Annotated in this window: 22 protein-coding genes; 16 read left to right on the forward strand and 6 right to left on the reverse strand. The window is 73.8% G+C overall.

What is annotated here, in order from left to right; genetic code table 11:
• Positions 1–31: 31 nt before the first annotated feature.
• Genes AB0E19_RS16375 through nudC form a run of 3 tightly spaced genes read left to right on the forward strand, consistent with a single transcriptional unit; the run spans position 32 to position 5,956 of the window.
• A complete protein-coding gene (locus AB0E19_RS16375) occupies positions 32–3,523 on the forward strand; it encodes a UvrD-helicase domain-containing protein (RefSeq protein WP_362179615.1) in 3,492 nt (1,163 codons plus the stop codon).
• Between the two features lie 10 nt (positions 3,524–3,533).
• On the forward strand, positions 3,534–4,952 hold the full coding sequence (locus AB0E19_RS16380; protein WP_362179619.1) for a dipeptidase: 1,419 nt from the start codon (positions 3,534–3,536) through the stop codon (positions 4,950–4,952).
• Between the two features lie 56 nt (positions 4,953–5,008).
• On the forward strand, positions 5,009–5,956 hold the full coding sequence (gene nudC, locus AB0E19_RS16385) for an NAD(+) diphosphatase (protein ID WP_360606049.1): 948 nt from the start codon (positions 5,009–5,011) through the stop codon (positions 5,954–5,956).
• Between the two features lie 26 nt (positions 5,957–5,982).
• Here nudC and AB0E19_RS16390 read toward each other — a convergent pair whose 3' ends face one another.
• Complete coding sequence (locus tag AB0E19_RS16390; RefSeq protein WP_362179624.1) at positions 5,983–6,225, reverse strand: hypothetical protein; 243 nt, start codon at positions 6,223–6,225, stop codon at positions 5,983–5,985.
• A gap of 84 nt (positions 6,226–6,309) precedes the next feature.
• Positions 6,310–6,567, reverse strand: a complete 258-nt coding sequence (locus AB0E19_RS16395) for a mycoredoxin (protein WP_362179627.1) — start codon at positions 6,565–6,567, stop codon at positions 6,310–6,312.
• A 203-nt stretch (positions 6,568–6,770) separates the two neighbouring features.
• Here AB0E19_RS16395 and AB0E19_RS16400 point away from each other — a divergent pair, with 203 nt between their 5' ends.
• The 5 genes from AB0E19_RS16400 to AB0E19_RS16420 all read left to right on the forward strand — a co-directional run bounded on the left by AB0E19_RS16400 (position 6,771) and on the right by AB0E19_RS16420 (position 10,651).
• The gene (locus tag AB0E19_RS16400; protein ID WP_362179630.1) at positions 6,771–8,963 is read left to right on the forward strand and encodes an ATP-dependent DNA helicase UvrD2; all 2,193 of its coding nucleotides are present in this window, start codon (positions 6,771–6,773) and stop codon (positions 8,961–8,963) included.
• Between the two features lie 172 nt (positions 8,964–9,135).
• Complete coding sequence (locus AB0E19_RS16405; RefSeq protein WP_362179633.1) at positions 9,136–9,471, forward strand: hypothetical protein; 336 nt, start codon at positions 9,136–9,138, stop codon at positions 9,469–9,471.
• Between the two features lie 170 nt (positions 9,472–9,641).
• Entirely contained in the window at positions 9,642–10,010 is a 369-nt protein-coding gene (locus AB0E19_RS16410; RefSeq protein ID WP_031013886.1) for a WhiB family transcriptional regulator, read from the forward strand.
• Positions 10,007–10,369, forward strand: a complete 363-nt coding sequence (locus AB0E19_RS16415; protein ID WP_362179638.1) for a hypothetical protein — start codon at positions 10,007–10,009, stop codon at positions 10,367–10,369. Before AB0E19_RS16410 ends, AB0E19_RS16415 begins: the two co-directional genes overlap by 4 nt.
• A gap of 99 nt (positions 10,370–10,468) precedes the next feature.
• Positions 10,469–10,651 (forward strand): hypothetical protein, encoded by a 183-nt coding sequence (locus tag AB0E19_RS16420; protein WP_031013884.1) that lies wholly within the window; start codon positions 10,469–10,471, stop codon positions 10,649–10,651.
• A gap of 6 nt (positions 10,652–10,657) precedes the next feature.
• Here the strand turns inward: AB0E19_RS16420 and AB0E19_RS16425 are convergent, their stop codons facing one another.
• The gene (locus AB0E19_RS16425) at positions 10,658–12,004 is read right to left on the reverse strand and encodes an AarF/ABC1/UbiB kinase family protein (protein ID WP_362179642.1); all 1,347 of its coding nucleotides are present in this window, start codon (positions 12,002–12,004) and stop codon (positions 10,658–10,660) included.
• The gene (locus AB0E19_RS16430; RefSeq protein WP_362179646.1) at positions 11,997–13,205 is read right to left on the reverse strand and encodes a TOMM precursor leader peptide-binding protein; all 1,209 of its coding nucleotides are present in this window, start codon (positions 13,203–13,205) and stop codon (positions 11,997–11,999) included. Before AB0E19_RS16430 ends, AB0E19_RS16425 begins: the two co-directional genes overlap by 8 nt.
• A gap of 164 nt (positions 13,206–13,369) precedes the next feature.
• Here AB0E19_RS16430 and AB0E19_RS16435 point away from each other — a divergent pair, with 164 nt between their 5' ends.
• From AB0E19_RS16435 to AB0E19_RS16450, 4 genes are all read left to right on the forward strand, one after another.
• The gene (locus AB0E19_RS16435) at positions 13,370–13,903 is read left to right on the forward strand and encodes a M48 family metallopeptidase (protein ID WP_362179649.1); all 534 of its coding nucleotides are present in this window, start codon (positions 13,370–13,372) and stop codon (positions 13,901–13,903) included.
• A 112-nt stretch (positions 13,904–14,015) separates the two neighbouring features.
• On the forward strand, positions 14,016–15,689 hold the full coding sequence (locus AB0E19_RS16440) for a TerD family protein (protein ID WP_362179652.1): 1,674 nt from the start codon (positions 14,016–14,018) through the stop codon (positions 15,687–15,689).
• Between the two features lie 14 nt (positions 15,690–15,703).
• A complete protein-coding gene (locus AB0E19_RS16445; protein WP_362179655.1) occupies positions 15,704–16,384 on the forward strand; it encodes an AIM24 family protein in 681 nt (226 codons plus the stop codon).
• A 19-nt stretch (positions 16,385–16,403) separates the two neighbouring features.
• Positions 16,404–17,159: an AIM24 family protein gene (locus AB0E19_RS16450; protein WP_362179658.1), complete on the forward strand. Its 756-nt coding sequence runs from the start codon at positions 16,404–16,406 to the stop codon at positions 17,157–17,159.
• A 68-nt stretch (positions 17,160–17,227) separates the two neighbouring features.
• Here the strand turns inward: AB0E19_RS16450 and AB0E19_RS16455 are convergent, their stop codons facing one another.
• Both AB0E19_RS16455 and AB0E19_RS16460 read right to left on the reverse strand, forming a co-directional pair.
• On the reverse strand, positions 17,228–17,749 hold the full coding sequence (locus tag AB0E19_RS16455) for an NUDIX hydrolase (RefSeq protein WP_362179661.1): 522 nt from the start codon (positions 17,747–17,749) through the stop codon (positions 17,228–17,230).
• Positions 17,746–19,179, reverse strand: a complete 1,434-nt coding sequence (locus AB0E19_RS16460) for a zinc-dependent metalloprotease (RefSeq protein WP_362179664.1) — start codon at positions 19,177–19,179, stop codon at positions 17,746–17,748. Before AB0E19_RS16460 ends, AB0E19_RS16455 begins: the two co-directional genes overlap by 4 nt.
• 191 nt (positions 19,180–19,370) lie before the next feature.
• Here AB0E19_RS16460 and AB0E19_RS16465 point away from each other — a divergent pair, with 191 nt between their 5' ends.
• From AB0E19_RS16465 to AB0E19_RS16480, 4 genes are all read left to right on the forward strand, one after another.
• Entirely contained in the window at positions 19,371–20,480 is a 1,110-nt protein-coding gene (locus tag AB0E19_RS16465; RefSeq protein WP_189946609.1) for an SDR family oxidoreductase, read from the forward strand.
• Between the two features lie 80 nt (positions 20,481–20,560).
• Positions 20,561–21,022 carry a molybdenum cofactor biosynthesis protein MoaE gene (locus AB0E19_RS16470; protein WP_360606090.1) on the forward strand — a complete coding sequence of 154 codons (462 nt, stop codon included), beginning with the start codon at positions 20,561–20,563 and terminating at the stop codon, positions 21,020–21,022.
• 279 nt (positions 21,023–21,301) lie between these two features.
• Positions 21,302–21,514, forward strand: a complete 213-nt coding sequence (locus AB0E19_RS16475) for a hypothetical protein (RefSeq protein WP_240981472.1) — start codon at positions 21,302–21,304, stop codon at positions 21,512–21,514.
• An 83-nt stretch (positions 21,515–21,597) separates the two neighbouring features.
• Positions 21,598–22,686 carry a PDZ domain-containing protein gene (locus tag AB0E19_RS16480; protein ID WP_362179670.1) on the forward strand — a complete coding sequence of 363 codons (1,089 nt, stop codon included), beginning with the start codon at positions 21,598–21,600 and terminating at the stop codon, positions 22,684–22,686.
• The last annotated feature ends 5 nt before the right edge of the window (positions 22,687–22,691 follow it).

Here is a 22,691-nt window from a genome sequence, read left to right on the forward strand (position 1 = left end):
AATGTCCGACGACCCGGTTAGCCTCTTCAAGGTGACCGCACGCATCACCGACCCCGAGCAGCTCAAGGAGCTCCTCGGCATCCCCTTCACGCCGGAGCAGACGGCCTGCATCACCGCGCCGCCCGCCCCGCAGGTCATCGTGGCCGGAGCCGGCTCCGGCAAGACCACGGTGATGGCGGCCCGGGTCGTGTGGCTGGTCGGCACCGGACAGGTCGCCCCCGAGCGGGTCCTCGGCCTCACCTTCACCAACAAGGCCGCCGGCGAACTCGCCGAGCGCGTCCGCACCGCCCTCGTCCGCGCCGGCGTCACCGACCCCGACCCGGTCGACCCGGAGGACCCTCCCGGCGAGCCCCGCATCTCCACGTACCACGCCTTCGCCGGGCAGCTCCTCACCGACCACGGCCTGCGCATCGGCCTCGAACCGACCTCCCGGCTCCTCGCCGACGCCACCCGCTACCAGCTCGCCGCGCGCGTGCTCCGCGAGGCCCCCGGCCCGTACCCCGCGCTCACCAAGTCCTTCCCGACCCTCGTCGAGAACCTCCTCGCGCTCGACGCCGAACTGGCCGAGCACCTCGTCGAACCCGCCGAGCTCCTCGCGTACGACGCCGAGCTCCTCACCGCCCTCGCCGAGGCCCGGCTCACCAACGACGACCTGCGCAAGCTCCCCGAGACGGCCCACGCCCGCCGCGAGCTCACCGGACTCGTCACCCGCTACCGGGCCGCCAAGCGCTCCCGCGACCTCCTCGACTTCGGGGACCAGATCGCCCTCTCCGCGCGCCTCGCCACCACCCGCCCCGAGGTCGGCGGAATCCTCCGCGACGAATACCGGGTCGTCCTCCTCGACGAGTACCAGGACACCTCCGTCGCCCAGCGGCTCCTCCTCTCCGGCCTCTTCGGCCAGGGCAGCGGCCACCCCGTCACCGCCGTCGGCGACCCCTGCCAGGCCATCTACGGCTGGCGCGGAGCCTCCGTCGCCAACCTCGACGACTTCCCGGCCCACTTCCCGCACGCCGACGGCACCCCCGCGAGCCGCCGGTCGCTCTCCGAGAACCGGCGCAGCGGCGGCCGCCTCCTCGACCTCGCCAACGGGCTCGCGACCCCGCTGCGCGCCATGCACGAGGGCGTGGAGGCGCTGCGTCCGGCGCCGGGCGCCGAGGCCGACGGCACCGTCCGCGTCGCCCTCCTCCGCACCCACACGGAGGAGCTCGACTGGCTCGCCGACTCCCTCGCCCACCTCGTCCGCACCGGCCGCGAGCCCGGCTCCATGGCCGTCCTGTGCCGCACCGCCGGCGACTTCCCCGCGATCCAGGCGGCGCTCGTCGCCCGTGGCGTCCCCGTCGAGGTCGTCGGCCTCTCCGGCCTCCTCCACCTCCCCGAGGTCGCCGACCTCGTCGCCGTCTGCGAGGTCCTCCAGGACCCCGGGGCCAACGCCTCCCTGGTCCGCCTCCTCACCGGCCCCCGCTGGCGCATCGGCCCCCGCGACCTCGCCCTCCTCGGCCGCCGCGCCCGCCTCCTCGTCCGCCACGGCGACGCCGGCCCCGACCCGGCGCAGCGGCTCGCCGCCGCCGTCGAGGGCGTCGACCCCGCCGAGGTGACCTCGCTCGCCGATGCCCTCGACACCTTCCTCGACTCCGGCGGCCACCCCGACGACGGCCTGCCGTTCTCCGCCGAGGCCCGGGTCCGCTTCGCGCACCTCGCCGCCGAGCTGCGCTCGCTCCGCGCCTCCCTCGCCGACCCCCTGATGGACGTCCTCCACCGGGTCCTGACCGTCACCGGCCTCGAAGTGGAGCTCTCCGCCTCCCCGCACGCGCTCGCCGCCCGCCGCCGCGAGACCCTCGGCAACTTCCTGGACGTGGCCGCCGGCTTCGCCTCCCTCGACGGCGAGGCCGGCCTCCTCGCCTTCCTCGGCTTCCTGCGCACCGCCGTCCAGTTCGAGAAGGGCCTCGACAACGCCCTGCCGGGCGGCGAGAACACCGTGAAGGTCCTCACCGCCCACAAGTCCAAGGGCCTGGAGTGGGACGTCGTCGCCGTCCCCGGCCTGGTCGCCGGCCAGTTCCCGTCCGCACGCGCGCGTGAGTCCTGGACCTCCCAGCCCCAGGTCCTCCCGCACGCCCTGCGCGGCGACGCGGCGACCCTCCCGGACCTCGACGCCTGGGACGCCGCCGCCATGAAGTCCTTCAAAGCGGCGATGACGGACCACCAGCACACCGAGGAACTCCGCCTCGGCTACGTCACCTTCACCCGCCCCCGCACCCTCCTCCTCGCCTCCGCCCACTGGTGGGGCCCCTCCCAGAAGAAGCCCCGGGGCCCCTCGGCCTTCATGCAGGCCCTGTACGAGCACTGCGAGCAGGGCCACGGCGACATCGAGGCGTGGGCGGAAGCCCCGGAGAAGGACGAGGAGAACCCCCTCCTGGCGGAGGCCACCGGCGACCTCCCCTGGCCGCTCCCGCTCGACGAGGAGGCCCTGGCCCGCCGTAGGCAGGCGGCGGAGCACGTCAGGGCCGCCCTCCGGGCCCTCCCCCCGCAGCCCGGCCGCGCCACCCGGCCGGGCCCCGCCCCCGCCGCCGCCCTCCCGGACCGGCCCGCCGAGGGCCTCTGGCTCCCCGGCGACCTCGTGGAGGAGCCCCCGTACGAGCCCGGGGACGCCCCGTACGACGAACCCCCGTACGAGCCGGAGGAGACTCCGTACGACGAGCCCCCGGGCACCCCGGCCCCGTTCGGCGGGCCCGCGGACGGCGCCGGCCCGGCCGAAGCGATCCCGGCCGACGCGCTCCCGGCCGACGCGATCCCGCACCCCCGGGAGCACGGGCTCACCCCGGAGGAGGCCCGCACCATCGCCTCCTGGGACAAGGACCTCACCGCCCTCACCGAGGAGCTGCACCGCACCCGCGCCACCACCCGCGACGTCCTCCTCCCCGCCTACCTGTCCGCCTCCCAGGTGATCCGCCTGGCCGAGGACCCGGACGCCTTCGCGCAGGAGCTGGCCAGGCCCATGCCCCAGCGCCCGCAGCCCGCGGCCCGCCGGGGCACCCGCTTCCACGCGTGGGTGGAGTCCCGCTTCGAGGAGCTGCCGCTGCCGTTCCTCGCCCCGGACGAGCTCCCCGGCGGCGAGGACTTCGCGGGCGAGCCGGAGATCGTCGACGAGCGTGACCTGGAGAGCCTCAAGGAGGCCTTCGCGCGCACCCCGTACGCCCACCGCACCCCGCACCGCGTGGAGGTCCCCGTCCACCTCACGCTGGCGGGCCGGGTGGTCCGGGGCCGGATCGACGCCGTCTACCGGGACCCGGACTCGGGGGCGTACGAGATCGTCGACTGGAAGACCAGCCGGCACCGCACCGCCGACCCCCTCCAGCTGGCGCTGTACCGGCTCGCCTGGGCCGAGCAGCACGGCCTGGACCCGGAGGAGGTGGCCGCCGCCTTCGTCTACGTCCGGACCGGCGAGGTGGCCCGGCCGGCCCGGCTGCCGGGGCGGGCCGAGCTCGAGGCGATCCTGCTGGGCGGGGCACCCTCCGGCGCCGGATAGGCTCGTGACCATGAGCGAGACCCCGGACAGCGCCGTCCACCCCGTACGCGCGTACGTCGCGCAGCACCGCGCCGCCTTCCTCGGCGACCTCGCCGAGTGGCTGCGGATCCCCTCCGTGTCGGCGCAGCCGGAGCGCGCCGGGGACGTGCGGCGCAGCGCCGACTGGCTCGCCGGCGCCCTTGAGGACACGGGGTTCCCCACGGTCGAGGTGTGGGAGACGGACGGGGCCCCGGCGGTGTTCGCCGAGTGGCCGTCCGCCGACCCGGACGCGCCCACGGTCCTGGTCTACGGCCACCACGACGTGCAGCCCGCGGCCCGTGAGGACGGCTGGCACACCGACCCCTTCGAGCCGACCGTGGTCGACGGGCGGATGTACGCGCGCGGGGCGGCCGACGACAAGGGCCAGGTGTTCTTCCACACGCTCGGCGTCCGCGCCCACCTCGCGGCCACCGGCCGCACGACGCCCGCCGTCCACCTGAAGCTGCTCGTGGAGGGCGAGGAGGAGTCCGGCTCGCCGCACTTCCGCGCGCTCGTCGAGGAGCGCGCCGACCGGCTCGCCGCCGACGCGGTGATCGTCTCCGACACCGGCATGTGGTCCGAGACCACCCCCACCGTCTGCACCGGCATGCGCGGGGTCGCCGACTGCGAGATCGACCTGTACGGCCCCGACCAGGACATCCACTCCGGTTCCTTCGGCGGCGCCGTGCCCAACCCGGCGACCGTCGCCGGCCGGATCGTCGCCGCCCTCCACGACGACGCCGAGCGGGTCGCGATCCCCGGCTTCTACGACGGGGTGGCCGAGCTCACCGAGGCCGAGCGGCGGCTCGTCGCCGAGCTGCCGTTCGACGAGGCGGCCTGGCTGCGCACCGCCAGGTCCCACGGCACCCTCGGCGAGGCCGGACACTCGACCCTGGAGCGCGTCTGGGCCCGCCCGACGGCCGAGGTCAACGGCATCGGCGGCGGCTACCAGGGCCCCGGCGGCAAGACGATCGTGCCCGCCTCCGCCCACCTCAAGCTGTCCTTCCGGCTGGTCGCCGGACAGGACCCGGACCGGATCGAGACGCTGGTACGGAAGTGGCTGGCGGGACTCGTGCCCGCCGGGATCCGGTACGACATCGTCTTCGGCGCCCCGACCCGCCCCTGCCTCACCCCGCTCGGCCACCCGGCCCTGACCGCGGTGGCCGGGGCGATGAGCAAGGCCTTCGACGGGGCCACCGTCCGCTACACGCGCGAGGGCGGCTCGGGACCGGCCGCCGACCTCCAGGACGTCCTGGACGCGCCCGTGCTCTTCCTGGGCATCTCGGTCCCGTCCGACGGCTGGCACGCGCCGAACGAGAAGATCGAGCTCGACCTCCTCATGAAGGGCGTCGAGACGACCGCGTACCTGTGGGGCGACCTCCCGGCCGCCCTGCGCGCCGGCGGGCGCTGAGGCGCGGGGCCGGAGCCGTAATGACCGACACCGATCCGGGGGAGTAGGAAACACCTGTGGACACCCTGAGCAACGCGTTCGCGGACCACCCGATCTCGCTCACCGCCCCGAGCGGGATCGACCGCGCCGCCCACCACCGTCTCGACGAGGCGTGGCTGGCCGCCGCCTGGAGCCACCCGACCACCCGGGTCTTCGTGGTCTCCGGCGGCCAGGTGCTGATCGACGACCGGCCCGACGGCACCACCGAGCTGGTCATGACCCCGGCGTTCGAGGCGCCGATGACCGAGACGCACCGCTACTTCCTCGGCACCGACGCCGACGGGGTCTCCTACTTCGCGCTCCAGAAGGACTCGCTGCCCGGCCGCATGGACCAGTCGGCGCGCCCGGCCGGCCTGCGCGAGGCCGGTCTGCTGCTCTCGCCGCGCGACGCGGGCCTGATGACCCACGCGGTGGCCCTGGAGAACTGGCAGCGCCTGCACCGCTTCTGCTCCCGCTGCGGCGACCGCACGGTGATCGCGGCGGCGGGGCACATCCGCCGCTGTCAGACCTGCGGCGCCGAGCACTACCCGCGGACCGACCCGGCCGTGATCATGCTGGTCACCGACGACCAGGACCGGGCGCTCCTCGGCCGCCAGGTGCACTGGCCGGAGGGCCGCTTCTCCACGCTCGCCGGCTTCGTCGAGCCCGGCGAGGCGATCGAGGCGGCGGTGGTCCGGGAGGTCTTCGAGGAGGCCGGCGTCACCGTCGGCGAGGTCTCCTACGTGGCCAGCCAGCCGTGGCCCTTCCCGTCCAGCCTGATGCTCGGCTTCTTCGCCCGGGCCACCTCCCCGGAGATCGAGGTCGACGGCGAGGAGATCGACGAGGCCCGCTGGTTCTCCCGCGAGGACCTGGAGGCCGGCTTCGCCTCCGGCGAGATCCTCCCGCCGTACGGCATCTCGATCGCCTCCCGCCTCATCGAGCTCTGGTACGGCAAGCCCCTGCCGAAGCCCGGCGACGTCGTCTGAGCCGTACCCGGTCCTGCCCGGCCCCGTCAGCCCGCCCCGGGCGACGGGGCCGAGCCGTCCCCGCCGCCCGCGCTCCCGGGCGGCAGGGGCCGCCCCTCGATCGCCGCTCTCACGTGCTCCTCGGTCAGCCGGTCGCTTCCGTGGGCGTCGGCGAACGCCTGGAGCCGGCCGAGCGGCGTGTCCGGCGCCGCCGGTCCCTCGACGATCGTGAAGCCCCCGACCTGCGCCCAGAACTCCGCCCCCACGTCCTGCGGATCGTTGTCGTCCATGCCGGGGACGCTAGCGCCCGCCACTGACAAAGGGCCCCCGGCCGGTGCGGCCGGGGGCCCTTCGCGCGTGCGGAGGAGGCGCGGTCAGGCGCCGAGCGCCTGCTTGACCTGGGCCAGGCTCGGGTTCGTCATGACGACCTCGGCGGCGCCGGAGGAGGGCGCCACGCGGACGGTCGGAACCGTCTGGTTTCCGCCGTTGGCCTGCTCGACGAAGGCGGCCGACGCGGGGTCCAGCTCGATGTTGATCTCGGTGTAGGCGATGCCCTCGCGGTCCAGCTGGCCCTTCAGCCGGCGGCAGTAGCCGCACCACTCGGTGCTGTACATCGTCACGGTGCCCTGCATGGCCAGGCGCTCCTCTGGGGTCGGGGTCGGGGGTCGGTGCCGAAGGGAGAACGTACGCCACCGGGCCGGCCATTCCCGCACGCCGGGTGAGCTGCGCCGCTTCCCGCCCACCCGGGCGGGGTGATCATGCGACGGTACGACCGCGCCCCCGGGCCTGTGGACGACGCACCGCACCGGCCCGCCCGACCTGGCAGCATGGCGGAGTGACAGCAGCAACGCACTCCCCTCTCTTCCCGCGGGTCCCGGAGACCGCCGACGCGGTGCTCGACGGGCTCGACCCGGAGCAGCGCGAGGTCGCCCTCGCCCTGCACGGCCCGGTCTGCGTCCTCGCGGGCGCCGGCACGGGCAAGACGCGGGCGATCACCCACCGGATCGCCTACGGGGTGCGGGCCGGCGTGCTGCCGCCCGCGAGCGTGCTCGCCGTCACCTTCACCAACCGCGCCGCGGGCGAGATGCGCGGCCGGCTCCGCCAGCTCGGCGCGGGCGGCGTGCAGGCCCGCACCTTCCACTCGGCGGCCCTCCGGCAGCTCCAGTTCTTCTGGCCGAAAGCGATCGGTGGTCCGCTGCCCCGGCTCGTCGAGCGGAAGGTCCAGCTCGTCGCCGAGGCCGCGGCCCGCTGCCGGGTCCGGCTCGACCGCAGCGAGCTGCGGGACGTCACCGCGGAGATCGAGTGGGCCAAGGTCACCCAGACCGTGCCCGCCGACTACCCGGCGGCCGTGGCCCGCGCCCGGCGCGACGCCCCCCGGGACCCGGCCGAGATCGGCCAGCTCTACGCGATGTACGAGCAGCTCAAGGGCGAGCGCTCGGTGATCGACTTCGAGGACGTGCTGCTGCTCACCGTCGGCATCCTCCAGGACCGCCACGACATCGCCGAGCAGATCCGCGGCCAGTACCAGCACTTCGTCGTCGACGAGTACCAGGACGTCTCCCCGCTCCAGCAGCGCCTCCTGGAGCTGTGGCTGGGGGAGCGGGACAGCCTCTGCGTGGTCGGCGACGCCAGCCAGACCATCTACTCCTTCACCGGCGCCACCCCCGACCACCTGCTGGACTTCCGCCTCCGCCACCCGCGAGCGACCGTGGTCAAGCTGGTCCGCGACTACCGCTCCACCCCCCAGGTCGTCCACCTCGCCAACGGCCTGCTCAACCAGGCGAGCGGCCGGGCCGCCGACCACCGCCTGGAGCTGATCTCGCAGCGCGAGGCCGGCCCCGAGCCGGTCTACACCGAGTACGGCGACGAGCCCGCCGAGGCCGAGGGCACCGCCCGCCGCGTCCGCGACCTGATCGCCGCCGGAGTCCCCGCCGGCGAGATCGCCGTCCTCTACCGGATCAACGCCCAGTCGGAGGTCTACGAGCAGGCCCTCGCCGACGCCGGCGTCCCCTACCAGCTGCGCGGCGCCGAGCGCTTCTTCGAGCGCCAGGAGGTACGGGAGGCGGGCGCGGCCCTGCGCGGCGCGGCCCGCTTCGGGGCGAACGACTCGCTCCTCGACGGCGCCGACGACCTCCCGGCCCAGGTGCGAGCGGTGCTTTCCGGCCAAGGCTGGTCCAGCGAACCGCCGGCGGGCTCCGGCGCCGTCCGCGACCGCTGGGAGTCCCTCGCCGCGCTCGCCCGGCTCGCCGACGACTTCGCCGCCGCCCGCCCCGGCGCCACCCTCTCCGACCTCGTCGCCGAGCTCGACGAGCGGGCCGCCGCCCAGCACGCCCCCACCGTCCAGGGCGTCACCCTCGCCTCGCTGCACGCCGCCAAGGGCCTGGAGTGGGACGCCGTCTTCCTCGTCGGCCTCACCGACGGCATGCTGCCGATCACCTACGCCAAGACGGACGAGCAGATCGAGGAGGAGCGCCGGCTCCTCTACGTGGGCGTCACCCGCGCCCGGGTCCACCTGACGCTCTCCTGGGCGCTCTCCCGCTCCCCGGGCGGCCGCGCCTCCCGGGTCCCCAGCCGCTTCCTCAAGGGACTGCGCCCCGGCTCCGGCAGCCGGGCGGGCGGGTACGCCGCGGCCGGCGGCATCGAGCGGGGCGGCTCCGGCGGCCCGGCCGGCGCGGGTGCCCGCCGCCGCCCGCGCGGCCCGGTCCGCTGCCGGGTCTGCGGCACCACCCTCACCGAGGCCGGGGCCATGAAACTCCTCCGCTGCGAGGACTGCCCCTCGGACATGGACGAGGGCCTGTACGAGCGGCTGCACGCCTGGCGGGGCGAGCGGGCCCGCGAGCTCGGCCAGCCCGCCTATTGCGTCTTCACCGACAAGACGCTCATGGCGATCGCCGAGCGCGTCCCCTCCTCCGGCGGCGAGCTCGCCATGATCGCCGGGGTCGGCACCCGCAAGCTGGACCGCTTCGGAGCCGATGTCCTGGCCATCTGCGCAGGTGAAGAGGGTGTGACGGAGCCGACGGAAGACTGATCGAAACTCGTGGGAAAAATAGTTTGCGCCCGCCCCGTCAAGCCCCATAGGTTCTTAACCACGCAACAGCGGCTTCATATGAAGCGCTGTCTCGTGCTGTACTTGTCCAAATGAACATCGAGAGCCCGGCTCACCCCCGAGCTCTCCGAGACGCCGAGAGGAGGCGATTCCAGTGATCAGCACCATCAAGAGCACCACCGTCATCAACGACACCGTCGTCAGCACCGCCAAAATGACCGATCGCTCGGTCGTCTCCGCCTGCTCGCTCGGCCTCTCCGCCTTCGCGCTCCTTGGCAGCGGTCTGCCCGTCACCGGTCTGTCCGGTCGCGGCATGGCCGCCATCGAGCGCGACGAGCGACCGACCAAGGCACGGGTGGCTGAAGAGACCAAGGCCGGATTCACGGCCTACGGCTTCGCGGCAGCCGGTGCCGGCAAGCAGCAGACGACGACGCACCACCACATGATGTGGGCCTTCCGTGGGCTCGAACCCTGGAGTGATCCAGCCTGACCCGATCAGGCCGGCGCCTTCAGGGCCGCGGAACCCCACCCGGGATCCGCGGCCCTTCTGTTTGTCCCCGAACGGGGACGACGGAGCGAAGGGGCCTCGGGACAACCAACCCGGTACCAGCCGAAGACCCGGCCGACCGGCCGGAAACGACCAGACGAGGAAAGACACCCGTGCAACTCGAAGCGCACGCCCCGTCCGTACCGCCTTCCGAAACGATCCCCCCGTCCGGCCTCACGGAGGACCACGCCTTGACCCCCCTGACATCGCTCACCGCGCTCGACGACGCCATCGAGAACCTCGGCGTCCCGGTCCCCTGCCGGGCCTACGACCCGGAGGTCTTCTTCGCCGAGTCCCCGGCCGACGTCGAGTACGCGAAGTCCCTCTGCAAGACCTGCCCGCTGGTCGCGGCCTGCCTCGCCGGCGCCAAGGAGCGCCGTGAGCCCTGGGGTGTCTGGGGCGGCGAGCTCTTCGTCCAGGGCGTGGTCGTCGCCCGCAAGCGGCCCCGTGGCCGCCCGCGCAAGAACCCGGTCGCGGCATGACCGCCCTGACCTGGGAGGCAGTACCCCACAAGGCCCCCAGGCGCACCGGAACGATCGACCACCCCCTCACGCACGATCCCCAGAAGCAGGCCCCGATGACCACGTCCGCCTTCGAGCCCATCCGCTCCGCTACCCCCGACTTCTCCACCGGCGGCGCCCCCGCGTCGCGTCAGAACAGGACCCGTGACATGCAACTCATCCCAGAAGCCCTGGCCCGTGCCCATATGCGCGAGCGCCGGCGTGAGGCCGAGGCGGAACGTCAGGCCGTGCGCCTGATCGCCGCCCGGCGCATGCAGCGCCGCGCCGAGCGCGTCTCGCTGCGCGCCCGCCGCGCCCTCGCCATGGCCGTCATGAACTGAGCGCCCCACCAGGCGTCCCCGCGGGGGCCGGTCCGAACGGACCGGCCCCCGCGGTGCGTTGCACCACCGCGGCCGCCCCGCCGGGCTATCGTCACGAGGATGAACGAGCCCCGCGCCGCGGAGGAGCCCGTGGTCTGCGCACGCTGCGGCAGGACCGCCGACACCCTCCCGATCACCTGGACCTGCTCCGTCGAGAACGGCCGCCGCCAGTACTTCTGCGAGGAGTGCGCCCGCGCCAACATCCGGGCCATCGAGGGCCGCCTCGACTCCTCCTGGTGGTGAGCCGGCTCAGGGCGCCGGATCGAAGCCGGGGAGCCAGGCGGTCAGCTCGTCCCGCAGCCGCACCGTCGCGTTCAGCTGGCAGAGCACCCCGATCGTCGACAGCGTCACCCGATGGATCAGCAGATACGAGGGCGGCAGGTTCAACTGACGCCCCAGCTGGTGCGCGGGGGAGCGGGGGTCGGCGATCCGGGCCGCCTGCGTCCGCATCCAGCCCCGGGTGAAGACGAAGGACTCGGCCTCCGCCGGCTCGATGATCGGCAGCAGGTACTCCAGGACCTCCTCCGGATCGAGCGCCACCGACTCCTTCACGAAGCCCTCCGACCGCAGCAGCGCGTACACGGTCTCCGCCTCGCCGGCCAGCGTCATCCGCAGACAGGTCCCGATGGTCTCCGGCAGCCCGCCCGGCAGCCGGTCCACCGTGCCGAAGTCCAGCACCCCCAGCCGCCACCCGGCCGGATCGTCCGCTCCGCCGCCGGCGGCCGGCAGCAGCCGGAAGTTCCCCGGATGCGGATCCGCGTGCAGCAGCCCGGTCCGCGCCGGACCCGAGAAGAGGAACCGGGCGAGCAGCTGGCCCGCCCGGTCCCGCTGCTCCTGGCCGCCCTCCGCGATCACCTCCGCGAGCGGGATCCCGTCCATCCACTCGGTCACCAGGACCTGCTCCGCCTGGTGCACCACCTCGGGCACCACCACGTCCGGATCGTCCGCGAAGACCTCGGCGTGCTCCCGCTGCGCCCGCGCCTCCAGGGCGTAGTCCAGCTCCTCCGACACCCGCTCGCGCAACTCCGCGATGAGCGGCTTCACCTCGATCCCCGGCACCAGCGGCCCGAGCAGCCGGGCGAACCGCCCCAACTGCGCCAGGTCCGAGAGCAGCGCCTCCCCGGCGCCCGGGTACTGCACCTTGACGGCGACCTCGCGGCCGTCGTGCCAGACCGCCCGGTGCACCTGCCCGATCGACGCGGCCGCCGCCGGCTTGTCCTCGAACTCCAGGAACAACTCCCGCCATCCGTCCCCGAGCCGCTCCGCAAGCACCCCGTGCACGGTCTTCACCGGCATGGGCGGGGCCGCCTCCTGAAGCTTCGTCAGCGCCGCCCGGTAGGGGCCGGCGATCTCCTCCGGCAGCGCCGACTCGAAGACCGACAGCGCCTGGCCGAACTTCATGGCCCCGCCCTTGAGTTCGCCGAGCACCTTGAACAGCTGCTCCGCCGTCCGCTCCTGGAGCTCCCGGGCCACGAACTCCGCCGACTTGCCCCCGATCCGCTTCCCGAGCCCCCATGTCGCCCGGCCCGCGAAGCCCAGCGGCAACGCGGCCAACTTGGCGGTCCGGGTGACCGCCTTCCGGGGAAGATCAGACATGCGCCCCTCCAATTCCCAGACTGCCGTGCCGCGCAGGGCTGCGCCCCGCCATTGTGGACCCAGCCTCCCCGGCGCCCGAGGCGCCCACCCCCACCCTGCCCCGGGCGGCCCCGCAGGGACAGGCCGGGTGCGGCACCAGTCGCTCGGACCGCCACCCCAGCGAGGGCATGGCCGCCTCCCACCGGACCCCGGTGCTCGCCGGCAACTCCCCGTCCAGGAAGGCGAGGGCGTGCCCGGCGGCCAGCCCCGCCACCGCCGTCGCCAGCGCCACGTCACAGGCCGGCAGCGGATGCGGCGCCCCCGAACGCCACTGCGCGAGCAGCCGGGGCCACGCCGGGTCCCGGTCCGTCGCCTCCTCCTGGAGGCACCGGGCACACGCGGTCCCGCCCGGCAGCACCAGCGGCCCCACCACCCCGGTCGCCTCCAGCACCCCCGCGTACAGATGGGGCACCCCGGCCGCCATCCACGGCTCCGCCGGCACCGGGTCCGGCACCCGCACCCCGAGCCCGTCCCGGTCCGTCACCACCACGAGTGACACCGCGGCCCGGCCGTCCCCGTCACCCGGTGCGCCCCGCCGGCCCGTCCGCCACGCCGCCACCGGACCGCGCGACCAGCGCCCCACGAGCCTCCGCGCCGCCGCCACCCGCCGCTCGCCGACCGCCTCTGCGGGCAGTCCGCCCGGCGCCGTCTCCCATGGCTCGACCCGGCCGCCGTCCACCACCTCCACCCCGCCCACGCCGGCCGCCGCGAGCAGTGCCGCCACCATCGAGCCCACCCGCCCGGCACCCCGCACCCGCACCCGCTTCTCCCGCCGGGCCGCGAGCGTCCCCAGCGCCCGCTCCGGCTCCGGGCACACCACCGACAGCGCGGCCAGATCCGCCCGCAGCGGATCGAGCGCCGTGTCCACCGCCCCGGCCGCGGGCCCCGCCCGCCCCGGCCGCCCGGCGGCGGCCTCCACGAGCAGCCCCACCGCCGCGAGCCTCCCGAGCAGCGCGTCGAGCCGCCCCTCCGGCAGCCCGAGCGCCGCCGCCTCCGCCCGCAGCAGCGCCGTCCCGCGCGTGCCGTCCATCAGCCCCAGCAGCCGGCCCGTCGCCGCGTCCACCGGATCCAGCACCACCGCGTGCGCGGGCGCCACCCCGTACTGCACGCACGTGAGACTCCGCCACGCCCGGCGCAGCGCCGGCTTCACCATCGGATGCATCCCCGCCCCCGTCCTCCGCCGTGTTCCCTCGGTGATCAGAGTGCCCACCACCGCGGAACGCCGCGGAAAGTTGTCCACAGGTCCGCCCGAAAGTCCTACGGGCGGAAAGTCACACCGGACATGCGCGGGGGATTCCGCCGCTCCCGCCGGGTACCGTCGAGGGCGTGTCAGTCGAGATCCGCAGGAGCGCCCGCCGCACCCGTTCCGTCTCCGCCTACCGCGAGGGGGACCGCACGATCGTCCTCATCCCGGCCCGGATGTCGGAGGCCGAGGAGCGCCGCTGGGTCGGCGTGATGCTGGAGAAGCTCGACGCCAAGGACCGGGACAAGGAGCGCCGCGCCACCCGCGGCGACGCCGAGCTCGCCGAGCGGGCGGCCCGGCTCTCCGAGCGCTACCTCGACGGCAGGGCCCGGCCCGGCTCGGTCCGCTGGGTCACCAACCAGAACAGCCGCTGGGGCTCCTGCACCCCCGCCGAGGGCAGCATCCGGCTCTCCCACCGCCTCCAGCCGATGCCCGAGTACGTCGTCGACTACGTCCTCCTGCACGAGCTCGCCCACCTCCTCGTCCCCGGCCACGGCCCCGACTTCTGGCGGCTCCTGGAGGCGTATCCCCGCACCGAGCGGGCCCGCGGTTACCTCGAAGGAGTGGTCGCCGCGGACCGCCTCCCGGTGCCGCCGGACGCCGATCCCGCACCCTGAGGCCCTTTTTCCCGATTCCGTACCGGATCGGACCTCCCCTGTCTCAATGTCGTCCCCAGCGGTTAGCCTGGCGCGAGTCATTCGCCATCGGGATGGGGGACGGTCGTTACGCATGGCCAGGGAATTCCAACGCGGCCACAAGGCCAAGATCAGTGATCTGACCGCGGGCACCGATCTGTACGTGGGCGTGCAGATCTCCGCTCCCGGGCTCACCTTCGACATCAGCTGCTTCGGTCTCGACGCCGAGGAGCGGCTGTCGGACGACCGGTACTTCGTCTTCTTCAACCAGCCGAAGTCTCCCGAGGAGTCCATCCAGCAGCTCGGGGCGCAGGCCGGGGACACCGAGTCCTTCCGCGTCACCCTCGACCGGATCCCCCCGCAGATCCACAAGCTCGCCTTCACCGCCACCATCGACGGCGACGGCCAGATGTCGCAGGTCGGCCCCGGCTGGATCCGGATCGTCGCCGGCGGCGAGGAGGTCGCCCGCTACGCCTTCACCGGCGCGGAGTTCTCCACCGAGCGCGCGGTCATGCTCGGCGACTTCTACCTGAAGGACGTGTGGCGCTTCGCCGCCGTCGGCCAGGGCTTCGACGGCGGCCTGGAAGCGCTGCTGCGGAACTTCGGCGGAGAGGTCCTGGAGGAGGAGCCCGCCGTCCCGCAGCCGGCCGCCCCCCAGCAGGCCGCCCCCGGCTTCGCCGCCCCCGCCCAGACCGCGGCCCCGCCCGCCTTCGGCGCCCCCGCCCCCGCCGCCCCGGCGCCGGCTCCCGCGCCCGCCCCGGCCTTCGGCGCCCCGCAGCCCGGCTACGGCGCGCAGCCGCCCACGCCGCCGCCGGCCCCGCAGCCGGTGCACACCCAGCCCACGATGGTCGCGCCGCTCGCCCCCGCGCCCGTGCCGCCGCCGCCCCCGGCTCCGGCCGCCGGCCCGTACGGCCAGCAGCCGCCGCAGGCCCCCTACGGGCAGATCCCCGGCCAGACCCCGCCGCCCGGCGCCCCCTACGGGCAGCCGCCGCAGGCGCCGTACGGCCAGCAGCCCGGCTACGGCCAGCCCGCCCCGTACGGCCAGCAGCCCGGCATGCCGCCGGGCATGCCGCCGCAGGGCGTCCCGCAGGGCGCGCCCGCGACCGGCGCCGGGCTCGCCGCCGCGCTCGCCCCGTTCAAGGAGACCGCGACCGGCGCCCGCTGGACCCCGCAGAACCAGCAGCTCATGCGGGTCGACCTCAGCATGGGCGGCACCCCCGTCCTCGCCCGCCAGGGCTCCATGGTCATGTACCAGGGCAAGGTCGACTTCTCCTACAAGGGCGCGGGCTTCGCGGGCCGGATCGTCGGCAACGCCACCGGCCAGGAGATGCAGCTGATGCGCTGCTCCGGCCGCGGCCAGGTCTTCCTCGCCGAGAGCGGTGCGCATCTGCACCCGATCGAGCTCCAGGGCGACGCCATCTGCGTCTCCGCGGAGAACGTGCTCGCCTTCGACGAGTCCCTCCAGTACGAGGTCCGCCGCATCGAGGGCCACGGCATCCCCGGCGGCGCCCTGTTCACCATGCAGTTCCAGGGCACCGGCACCGTGATCGTCAAGACCCACGGCGTCCCCGTGGTCCTGCCCGTCACCCCGACGACCTTCGCGGACTGCAACGCGGTCGTCGCCTGGTCGGCCGCCTCGCAGGTCATCCTCTCCAGCCAGGTCCGGCTCCGGCGCAACGCCTACCCCGGCCACAGCGGGGAGACCGTGAACCTCCAGTTCCGGGGCGCCCCCGGCAACTTCATCGTCGTTCAGCCGTACGAGGTCTGAGGGAGCCCGACACCATGAACCAGCAGCTCGCGGGCTATGCCCCGACCCCCATCGCGGCCCGCATGGAGAACCACGGCCGCACCATGCTCAAGGTGGCCATGGCCTCCGGCCAGGACCTCTACGCACGGTCCGGCTCGATGGTCGCCTACGAGGGCTTCATCAGCTACGAGCCCAATCCGCCCGCCGTCCGCCAGGTCGCCAGGGAATGGGCCACCGGCGAGGGCGCGCCGATCATGAAGTGCGCCGGCGACGGCCTGCTCTACCTCGCCGACTACGGCGCCGACGTCGTCGTGATCAACCTCCAGAACGACGCCATCTCGGTCAACGGCTCCAACCTCCTCGCCTTCGACGCCCACCTCCAGTGGGGCGTCGAGCGGGTCAAGGGCCTCGCCAAGTTCGCCGGCCAGGGCCTGTTCAACGTGGGGATCGCCGGCACCGGCTGGGTCGCGCTCACCTCGCGCGGCACCCCGATCGTCGTCGACTGCGGCCGCGGCGAGGACGAGACGTACGTCGACCCCGACGCGCTCGTCGCCTGGTCGCCGGCGCTCAAGGTCAAGGGCAAGCGCAGCTTCAAGGCGTCCTCCCTCATCGGGCGGGGCAGCGGTGAGGCATACCAGATGGCCTTCTCGGGCCAGGGCATCGTCGTCGTACAGCCCAGCGAGGACAGCAGCGACCGGCTTCGGGTCCGGGGCTGAGGGGGAGCGAGAACACATCATGCAGAGCCCGCTTTTCAACCACGCCGAGCAGCAGAGCCAGGAGCGGTACGTCATCCAGAACCCGCAGCTGCTGCGGGTCAGCCTCACCGGCCACGACGACATCCTCGCCCGCAAGGGCGCCATGGTCGCCTACCAGGGCCTCGTCGACTTCGACGGCGAGTACCAGAGCGCCAACCAGCAGCGGGCCCGCGCCCGCACCGGCGAGGGCCTCGACCTGATGCGCTGCTCCGGCCAGGGCACGGTCTACTTCGCCAACCTGGCGCAGTACATCCACGTCGTCGAGGTCGAGCAGGAGGGCCTCACCGTCGACAGCGCCTACGTGCTGGCGCTCGACACCAGCCTGCACACCGAGGTCATCGCCGTCGACAGCCAGTACGGCGTCTCCGGCACCGGCAAGTACCAGCTCAACATCACCGGCCGCGGCAAGGTCGCCCTCATGACCTCGGGCCAGCCGCTGATGCTCCAGGTCACGCCGGAGAAGTACGTGAGCGCCGACGCGGACGCGATCGTGGCCTGGTCCACCTCGCTGCGGGTCCAGATGCAGGCGCAGACGCACAACAGCAGCGTCCGCAGCCGGCGCGGCAGCACCGGCGAGGGCTGGGAGCTCAGCTTCCTCGGCCAGGGCTTCGCCCTCGTCCAGCCCAGCGAGGTCATGCCCCCGCAGAACGCCGCCATCGGGCAGGGCGTCGCCGCCCAGTTCGGCGTCGGCCAGCAGGGCGCCCACGGCCAGAACCAGAACAACGCCTGGAACTGACGCGCGGACGGCAGCACGGCGAAGGGCCCCCGGTCTCCCGGGGGCCCTTCGCCGTGCTGCGGCCCACCTCACAGGCGGGCCAGCGTCGCCTCCGTCAGCCGCACCACCGAGGTGTCCGCCACGGCGGCCACCTCGTCGTACGCGAACCACTTCAGGTCCAGCGACTCCTCGCTGATCTGAGCCACCGCCTCCGCCGGGGCCAGCGCCGCGTACTGCACGTCGAGGTGCCAGTGGCAGGGCGCCGGGATCGGATGCCGGTCGAGGCGCACCGGACCGCCCGGCAGCAGCGTGAGACCCGCGATCCCCGACTCCTCGGCGGCCTCGCGCAGCGCCACCGCCTCCATGGTCGTGTCGCCCTCCTCGCAGTGACCGCCCATCTGGAGCCACATGCCGAGCTTCTTGTGCAGGGTCAGCAGCACCCGCCCGCGCGACGGGTCGATCACCAGCGCGCTGCCGGTGAGGTGACCGGCCGAGCAGGGCTTGTACATGCCGTCCGGATGCGCGGCCAGGTGCTCCAGGTAGAGCGCGCGCAGCTCCGGCTGGCCCTCGTACCCCTTGAGGACGAGGACCGCGTCGTCGTGCAGCGTCACTTCGCGTCGTCCCCGTCCCCGTCCTCGGGCGTGTCGCCCTTGGCGGCCTCGCCGAGCAGCTTGTCCAGCTCGGAGAAGTCCAGGTGCTCGCGGTGGACGAAGCCGTCCGGGTCGTCGAGGTCGGTCGCCGTCGGCAGCATGTCCGGGTGCTCCCACAGCGCGTCACGGCCGTCGACACCGCGCGCGTCGGTGAGCGAGGCCCACAGCCGGGAGGCGTCCCGCAGCCGGCGCGGCCGCAGCTCCAGACCGATCAGGGTGGCGAAGGTCTGCTCGGCGGGACCACCGGTGGCCCGGCGCCGGCGCAGCGTCTCGCGGAGCGCGTCCGCCGAGGTCAGCCGGGTCTTGGCGGCCTCGTGGACCACCGCGTCCACCCAGCCCTCGACCAGCGCGAGCGCCGTCTCCAGACGGGCCAGGGCCGCCTTCTGCTCGGGCGTGTCCTGCGGCTGGAACATGCCGGACTGGAGCGCCTCCTGGAGCTGCTCCGGGTGGGTCGGGTCGAGCTGGGAGACGGCCTCCTCCAGCTTCGAGGTGTCGACCTTGATGCCGCGCGCGTAGGACTCGACCGCGCCGAAGAGGTGCGCCCGCAGCCACGGCACGTGCGCGAAGAGCCGCTGGTGGGCGGCCTCGCGCAGGGCCAGGTAGAGCCGCACCTCGTCGGCGGGCACGCTCAGGTCCTTGCCGAAGGACTCCACGTTCAGCGGGAGCAGCGCGGCCCGGCCGGCCGGGCCGAGCGGCAGGCCGACGTCGGTCGAGCCGACGACCTCGCCCGCGAGCGCGCCGATGGCCTGCCCGATCTGCTGGCCGAACATGGCGCCGCCCATCGACCGCATCATGCCGATCAGCGGGCCCGCCATGGCCTGCATCTCCTGCGGCAGCACGTCGCCCATGGCGGTGCCGACCCGCTCGGCGACCGGGTCCACCAGCTCCTTCCACGCCGGGAGGGTCGCCTCGACCCACTCGGCACGGCTCCACGCCACCGCGGTGTTCGCCCCGGAGGGCAGCGAGGTGACCTGGTCGAGCCACAGGTCGGCGAGGCGGACCGCCTCCTCGACCGCGGTCTTCTCGGCCGGGCCCACGCTGGCGTCCTTGACGCCGTCGGCGGTGCCCTGGGCGACCACCTGGCGGGCGATCTGCTTGGCCATGTCCCAGTTCACGGGACCGCCCTCGTAGCTCAGCATCTGGCCGAGCTGCTGGAAGGCCGCGCCCAGGTCCGTCGGGTTCATCGACCCGAACATCGCGGCGAAGGGATTGTCCCCGCCACCCTGGCCGCCCATGCCGGGGATGCCGAATCCGAACGGGTTCGCCCCGAACGGACCGCCGCCCTGGCCACCGGACCCCTGGCCACCTCCGGCGGGGTCCTTCTTCTTGCCTTCGTCGCCGTCCTCCGGCTCCTCCGGCGGAAGGCCGAATCCGAATGGGGTGTCACTCACAGGTTTCCTCGGCTCCTAGGGCCGCCGGCTCTCCGCCGGCGGCGACTGCCCGCTGCACAACACCAGCGTAGACATCCGGGTCGGATATGGGCTCAAGTCTCCGCCGGGCCGTGCCCTGCGGCAGGATGGACGCCACCTGGTACGTACGCGTCATCCCCGTACGTACTGAAGACAACCACTGGAGTCGGTCGGTGAGTTCCCCAGATCCGCAGGTTCGCGGAGCGCGAAACCACTCAACCCGGTCCGCCGCGCGCGGTCCCGTCGTCGCGGTCACCGGCGCCGCCACCGGCGTCGGAGCCCTCCTGACCAGGCGTCTCGCCGATTCGGAGGAGGTCCGGCGGGTCATCGCCGTCGACGAGCGGCGCGGCGAGGTGGCCGAGGCGACCTGGCATGTCCTCGACGTACGGGATCCGGCCATCGCGGAGAAGCTGCGCGGCGCCGACGTCGTCGTGCACCTCGCCGTCGACCTCGATCTGGAGACCGACCCCGCCGCCCGGTCGGCCTACAACGTGCGCGGCACCCAGACGGTCCTCACGGCCGCCGCGGCGGCCGGTGTCCACCGGGTCGTCCTGTGCACCTCGACCATGGTCTACGGCGCCCTCCCCGACAACGACATCCCGCTCTCCGAGGACGCCGAGCTGCGGGCCACCGCGGAGGCCACCGGCGTCGGCGACCTCCTGGAGATCGAACGGCTCGGCCGCCGCGGCTCCCGCGCCCACCCCGGCCTCAACGTGACCGTGGTCCGCCCGGCCGTCCTGGTCGGCGGTACGGACACGGCGCTGACCCGCTACTTCGAGTCGCCCCGGCTGCTCGTCGTCGCCGGCTCCCGCCCCACCTGGCAGTTCTGCCACGTGGAGGACCTGGTCAGTGCCCTGGAGTACGCGGCCCTGGAGAAGGTCGACGGCGAGTTCGCGGTCGGCTGCGAAGGCTGGCTGGAGCAGGAGGAGGTCGAGGAGCTGTCGGGGATCCGCCGCATGGAGCTGCCCTCGGCGGTCGCCCTGGGCGCCGCGGCCCGGCTGCACCGCATCGGCCTCACCCCGTCCCCGGCGGGTGACCTCGCCTACACCATGCACCCCTGGGTGGTGAGCGTCGGCCGGCTCCACGACGCGGGCTGGCGCCCCAGGTGGACCAACGAGGAGGTGCTCGCGGCGCTCCTGGAGGAGGTCCAGGGCCGGCACACGGTCGCGGGCCGCCGGCTCGGCCGCAAGGACGCCACGGCGGCGGGCGCGGCGGGCGCCACGGTGGCCCTCCTGGGCACCGCGGCCCTGGTGCGGCAGATGAGGAAGAGGCGCGGCCTGTAGGACCCTCCTACGGAGGGTCCCGGTCCACCGGTCGAAAACGCTATTCCGGGATGTCGGAGCCGTGCGGCACCATGGACGGCATGACGACCACGCACGACCACCCCGGTGAGCAGGCCGCGGACGACCCGATCAAGCTGCTCGCGATCCGCGACACCCCGCTCTCGGTCGACGAGGTCTTCCGGGCCGTCGGCGACGACGCGGCGGGCGGCACGACCCTCTTCGTCGGCACCGTGCGCAACCACGACGGCGGAGCCGACGTGGACGCGCTGGGCTACTCCTGCCACCCCAGCGCCGAGGCCGAGCTGCGCCGGGTCGCCGAGAAGGTCGTCGCGAACTACCCGGTCCGCGCCCTGGCGGCGGTCCACCGCGTGGGCGACCTGGAGGTCGGCGACCTGGCGGTCGTCGTCGCCGTCTCCTGCCCCCACCGCGGCGAGGCCTTCGAGGCCTGCCGCAAGCTGATCGACGACCTCAAGCACGAGGTCCCGATCTGGAAGCACCAGACCTTCTCGGACGGCACAGAGGAGTGGGTGGGAGCCTGCTGAGCCCTCGCCCCGAGGCTGGGGGTCCCCCCGGACGGAGTCTGGGGGAGGGTGGGAGCCTGCTGAGCCCTCGCCCCGAGGCTGGGGGTCCCCCCCGGACGGAGTCCGGGGGAGGGTGGGAGCCCCCCTGAGGGGCCCCTTGAGAGGCTTGTACGGGTGGCAAGCAGGCGCGCCGACACGGTGTAGCCGAACGCCCGATTTGCGTAACCGGCCCCCAGGCCCGAGCGTTGGTGGCACAGATGAATAATCTGCTGATCAACTCACTGGGGATGGGAGGTCGGGATGGCAGTGCTGGCCTGGTTGCTGATTCCGCTTTTCGCAGTCGTCGGCGCGGCGATATGGGGAAGCTGGGTCCAGAGGAACAAGACGATAGGTGACGTGGCCGAACTCGCCGGCTACGCCCGCTTCAGGGACGCCATGGAGCGTTCCCACCCCACCGCACCCGATTCCGCTCCGTTCCGGCCCGTGGCCGAGCCCGCCCCCGCGGAGTCCTGACCGGCCCCTGACGGAGGCCCGGCGGCGTCCCGTACGGACCGCCCCAGGGGTGCGCGCACAGGCGAGTCCCGTACTGTCGTTCCATGCCACGCCGCACCGCGACGATGCTCGCCTCCACCCTGGTCCTGATCTGCCTGCTGATCGCCGGCGTCCTGATCCCGGTGCCGTACTCGGAGATGAGCCCCGGGCCCACGGTCAACACCCTCGGCGAGGCGCGCGGCGAGCCGGTCCTCCAGATCTCCGGTCGCAAGACCTACCCGACCGACGGCCACCTCAACATGACCACGGTCAGGGTCACCAGCGCGGACTACAAGATGAACGCCGTCGAGGCGGTCTACGGCTGGCTGACCCACGACAACGTGGTGGTGCCGCACGACACCCTCTACCCGGACGGGAAGACGGAGGAGGAGTCGAGCCAGGAGAACGCCGAGGAGTTCTCCCAGTCGCAGGAGAGCGCCAAGGTCGCCGCCCTCGACGAGCTCGGCATCCCCTTCACCACCCGGGTCGTCGTCGCCTCCGTGGTGAAGGACTCCCCGGCGGAGGGCACCCTGCACGCCGGTGACGTGATCAAGGCCGTCGACGGCGTGCCGGTCACCAAGCCGGCCGACGTCGCCGCGCAGGTGACCAAGCGGAAGCCGGGCCAGAAGGTCGAGTTCACGATCGTCCCGGCCAAGGAGGCGGCCGCCGCCGAGAAGGCGCACAAGGAGGCGACCGTCACCCGGAAGGTCGCCGTCACCACCGTGAAGTCCGAGGAGGGCGACCGGGCGATCGTCGGCATCCAGGCCGGCACCGACCACGTCTTCCCGTTCACCATCGACATCAAGCTGGCCGACGTCGGCGGCCCCAGCGCGGGCCTGATGTTCGCGCTCGGCATCGTCGACAAGCTGACCCCGGAGAGCCTCACCGGCGGGAAGTTCGTCGCGGGCACCGGCACCATCGACGACGACGGCAAGGTCGGCCCGATCGGCGGCATCCAGATGAAGCTGGTCGGCGCGCGGAACGCCGGCGCCGAGTACTTCCTCACCCCGGCCGACAACTGCGCCACGGCGGCCGACGACACGCCCGACGGGCTCACCCTCGTCAAGGTCGACACCATCGACGACGCCACCAAGTCGCTGGAGAAGCTCCGCAAGGGCGACACGGCGGGCCTCCCGAGCTGCTCGAAGAGCTGAACCGG

Source organism: Streptomyces sp. NPDC047974, assembly GCF_040653375.1.
In the GTDB taxonomy this organism is placed as follows: Bacteria; Actinomycetota; Actinomycetes; order Streptomycetales; family Streptomycetaceae; genus Streptomyces.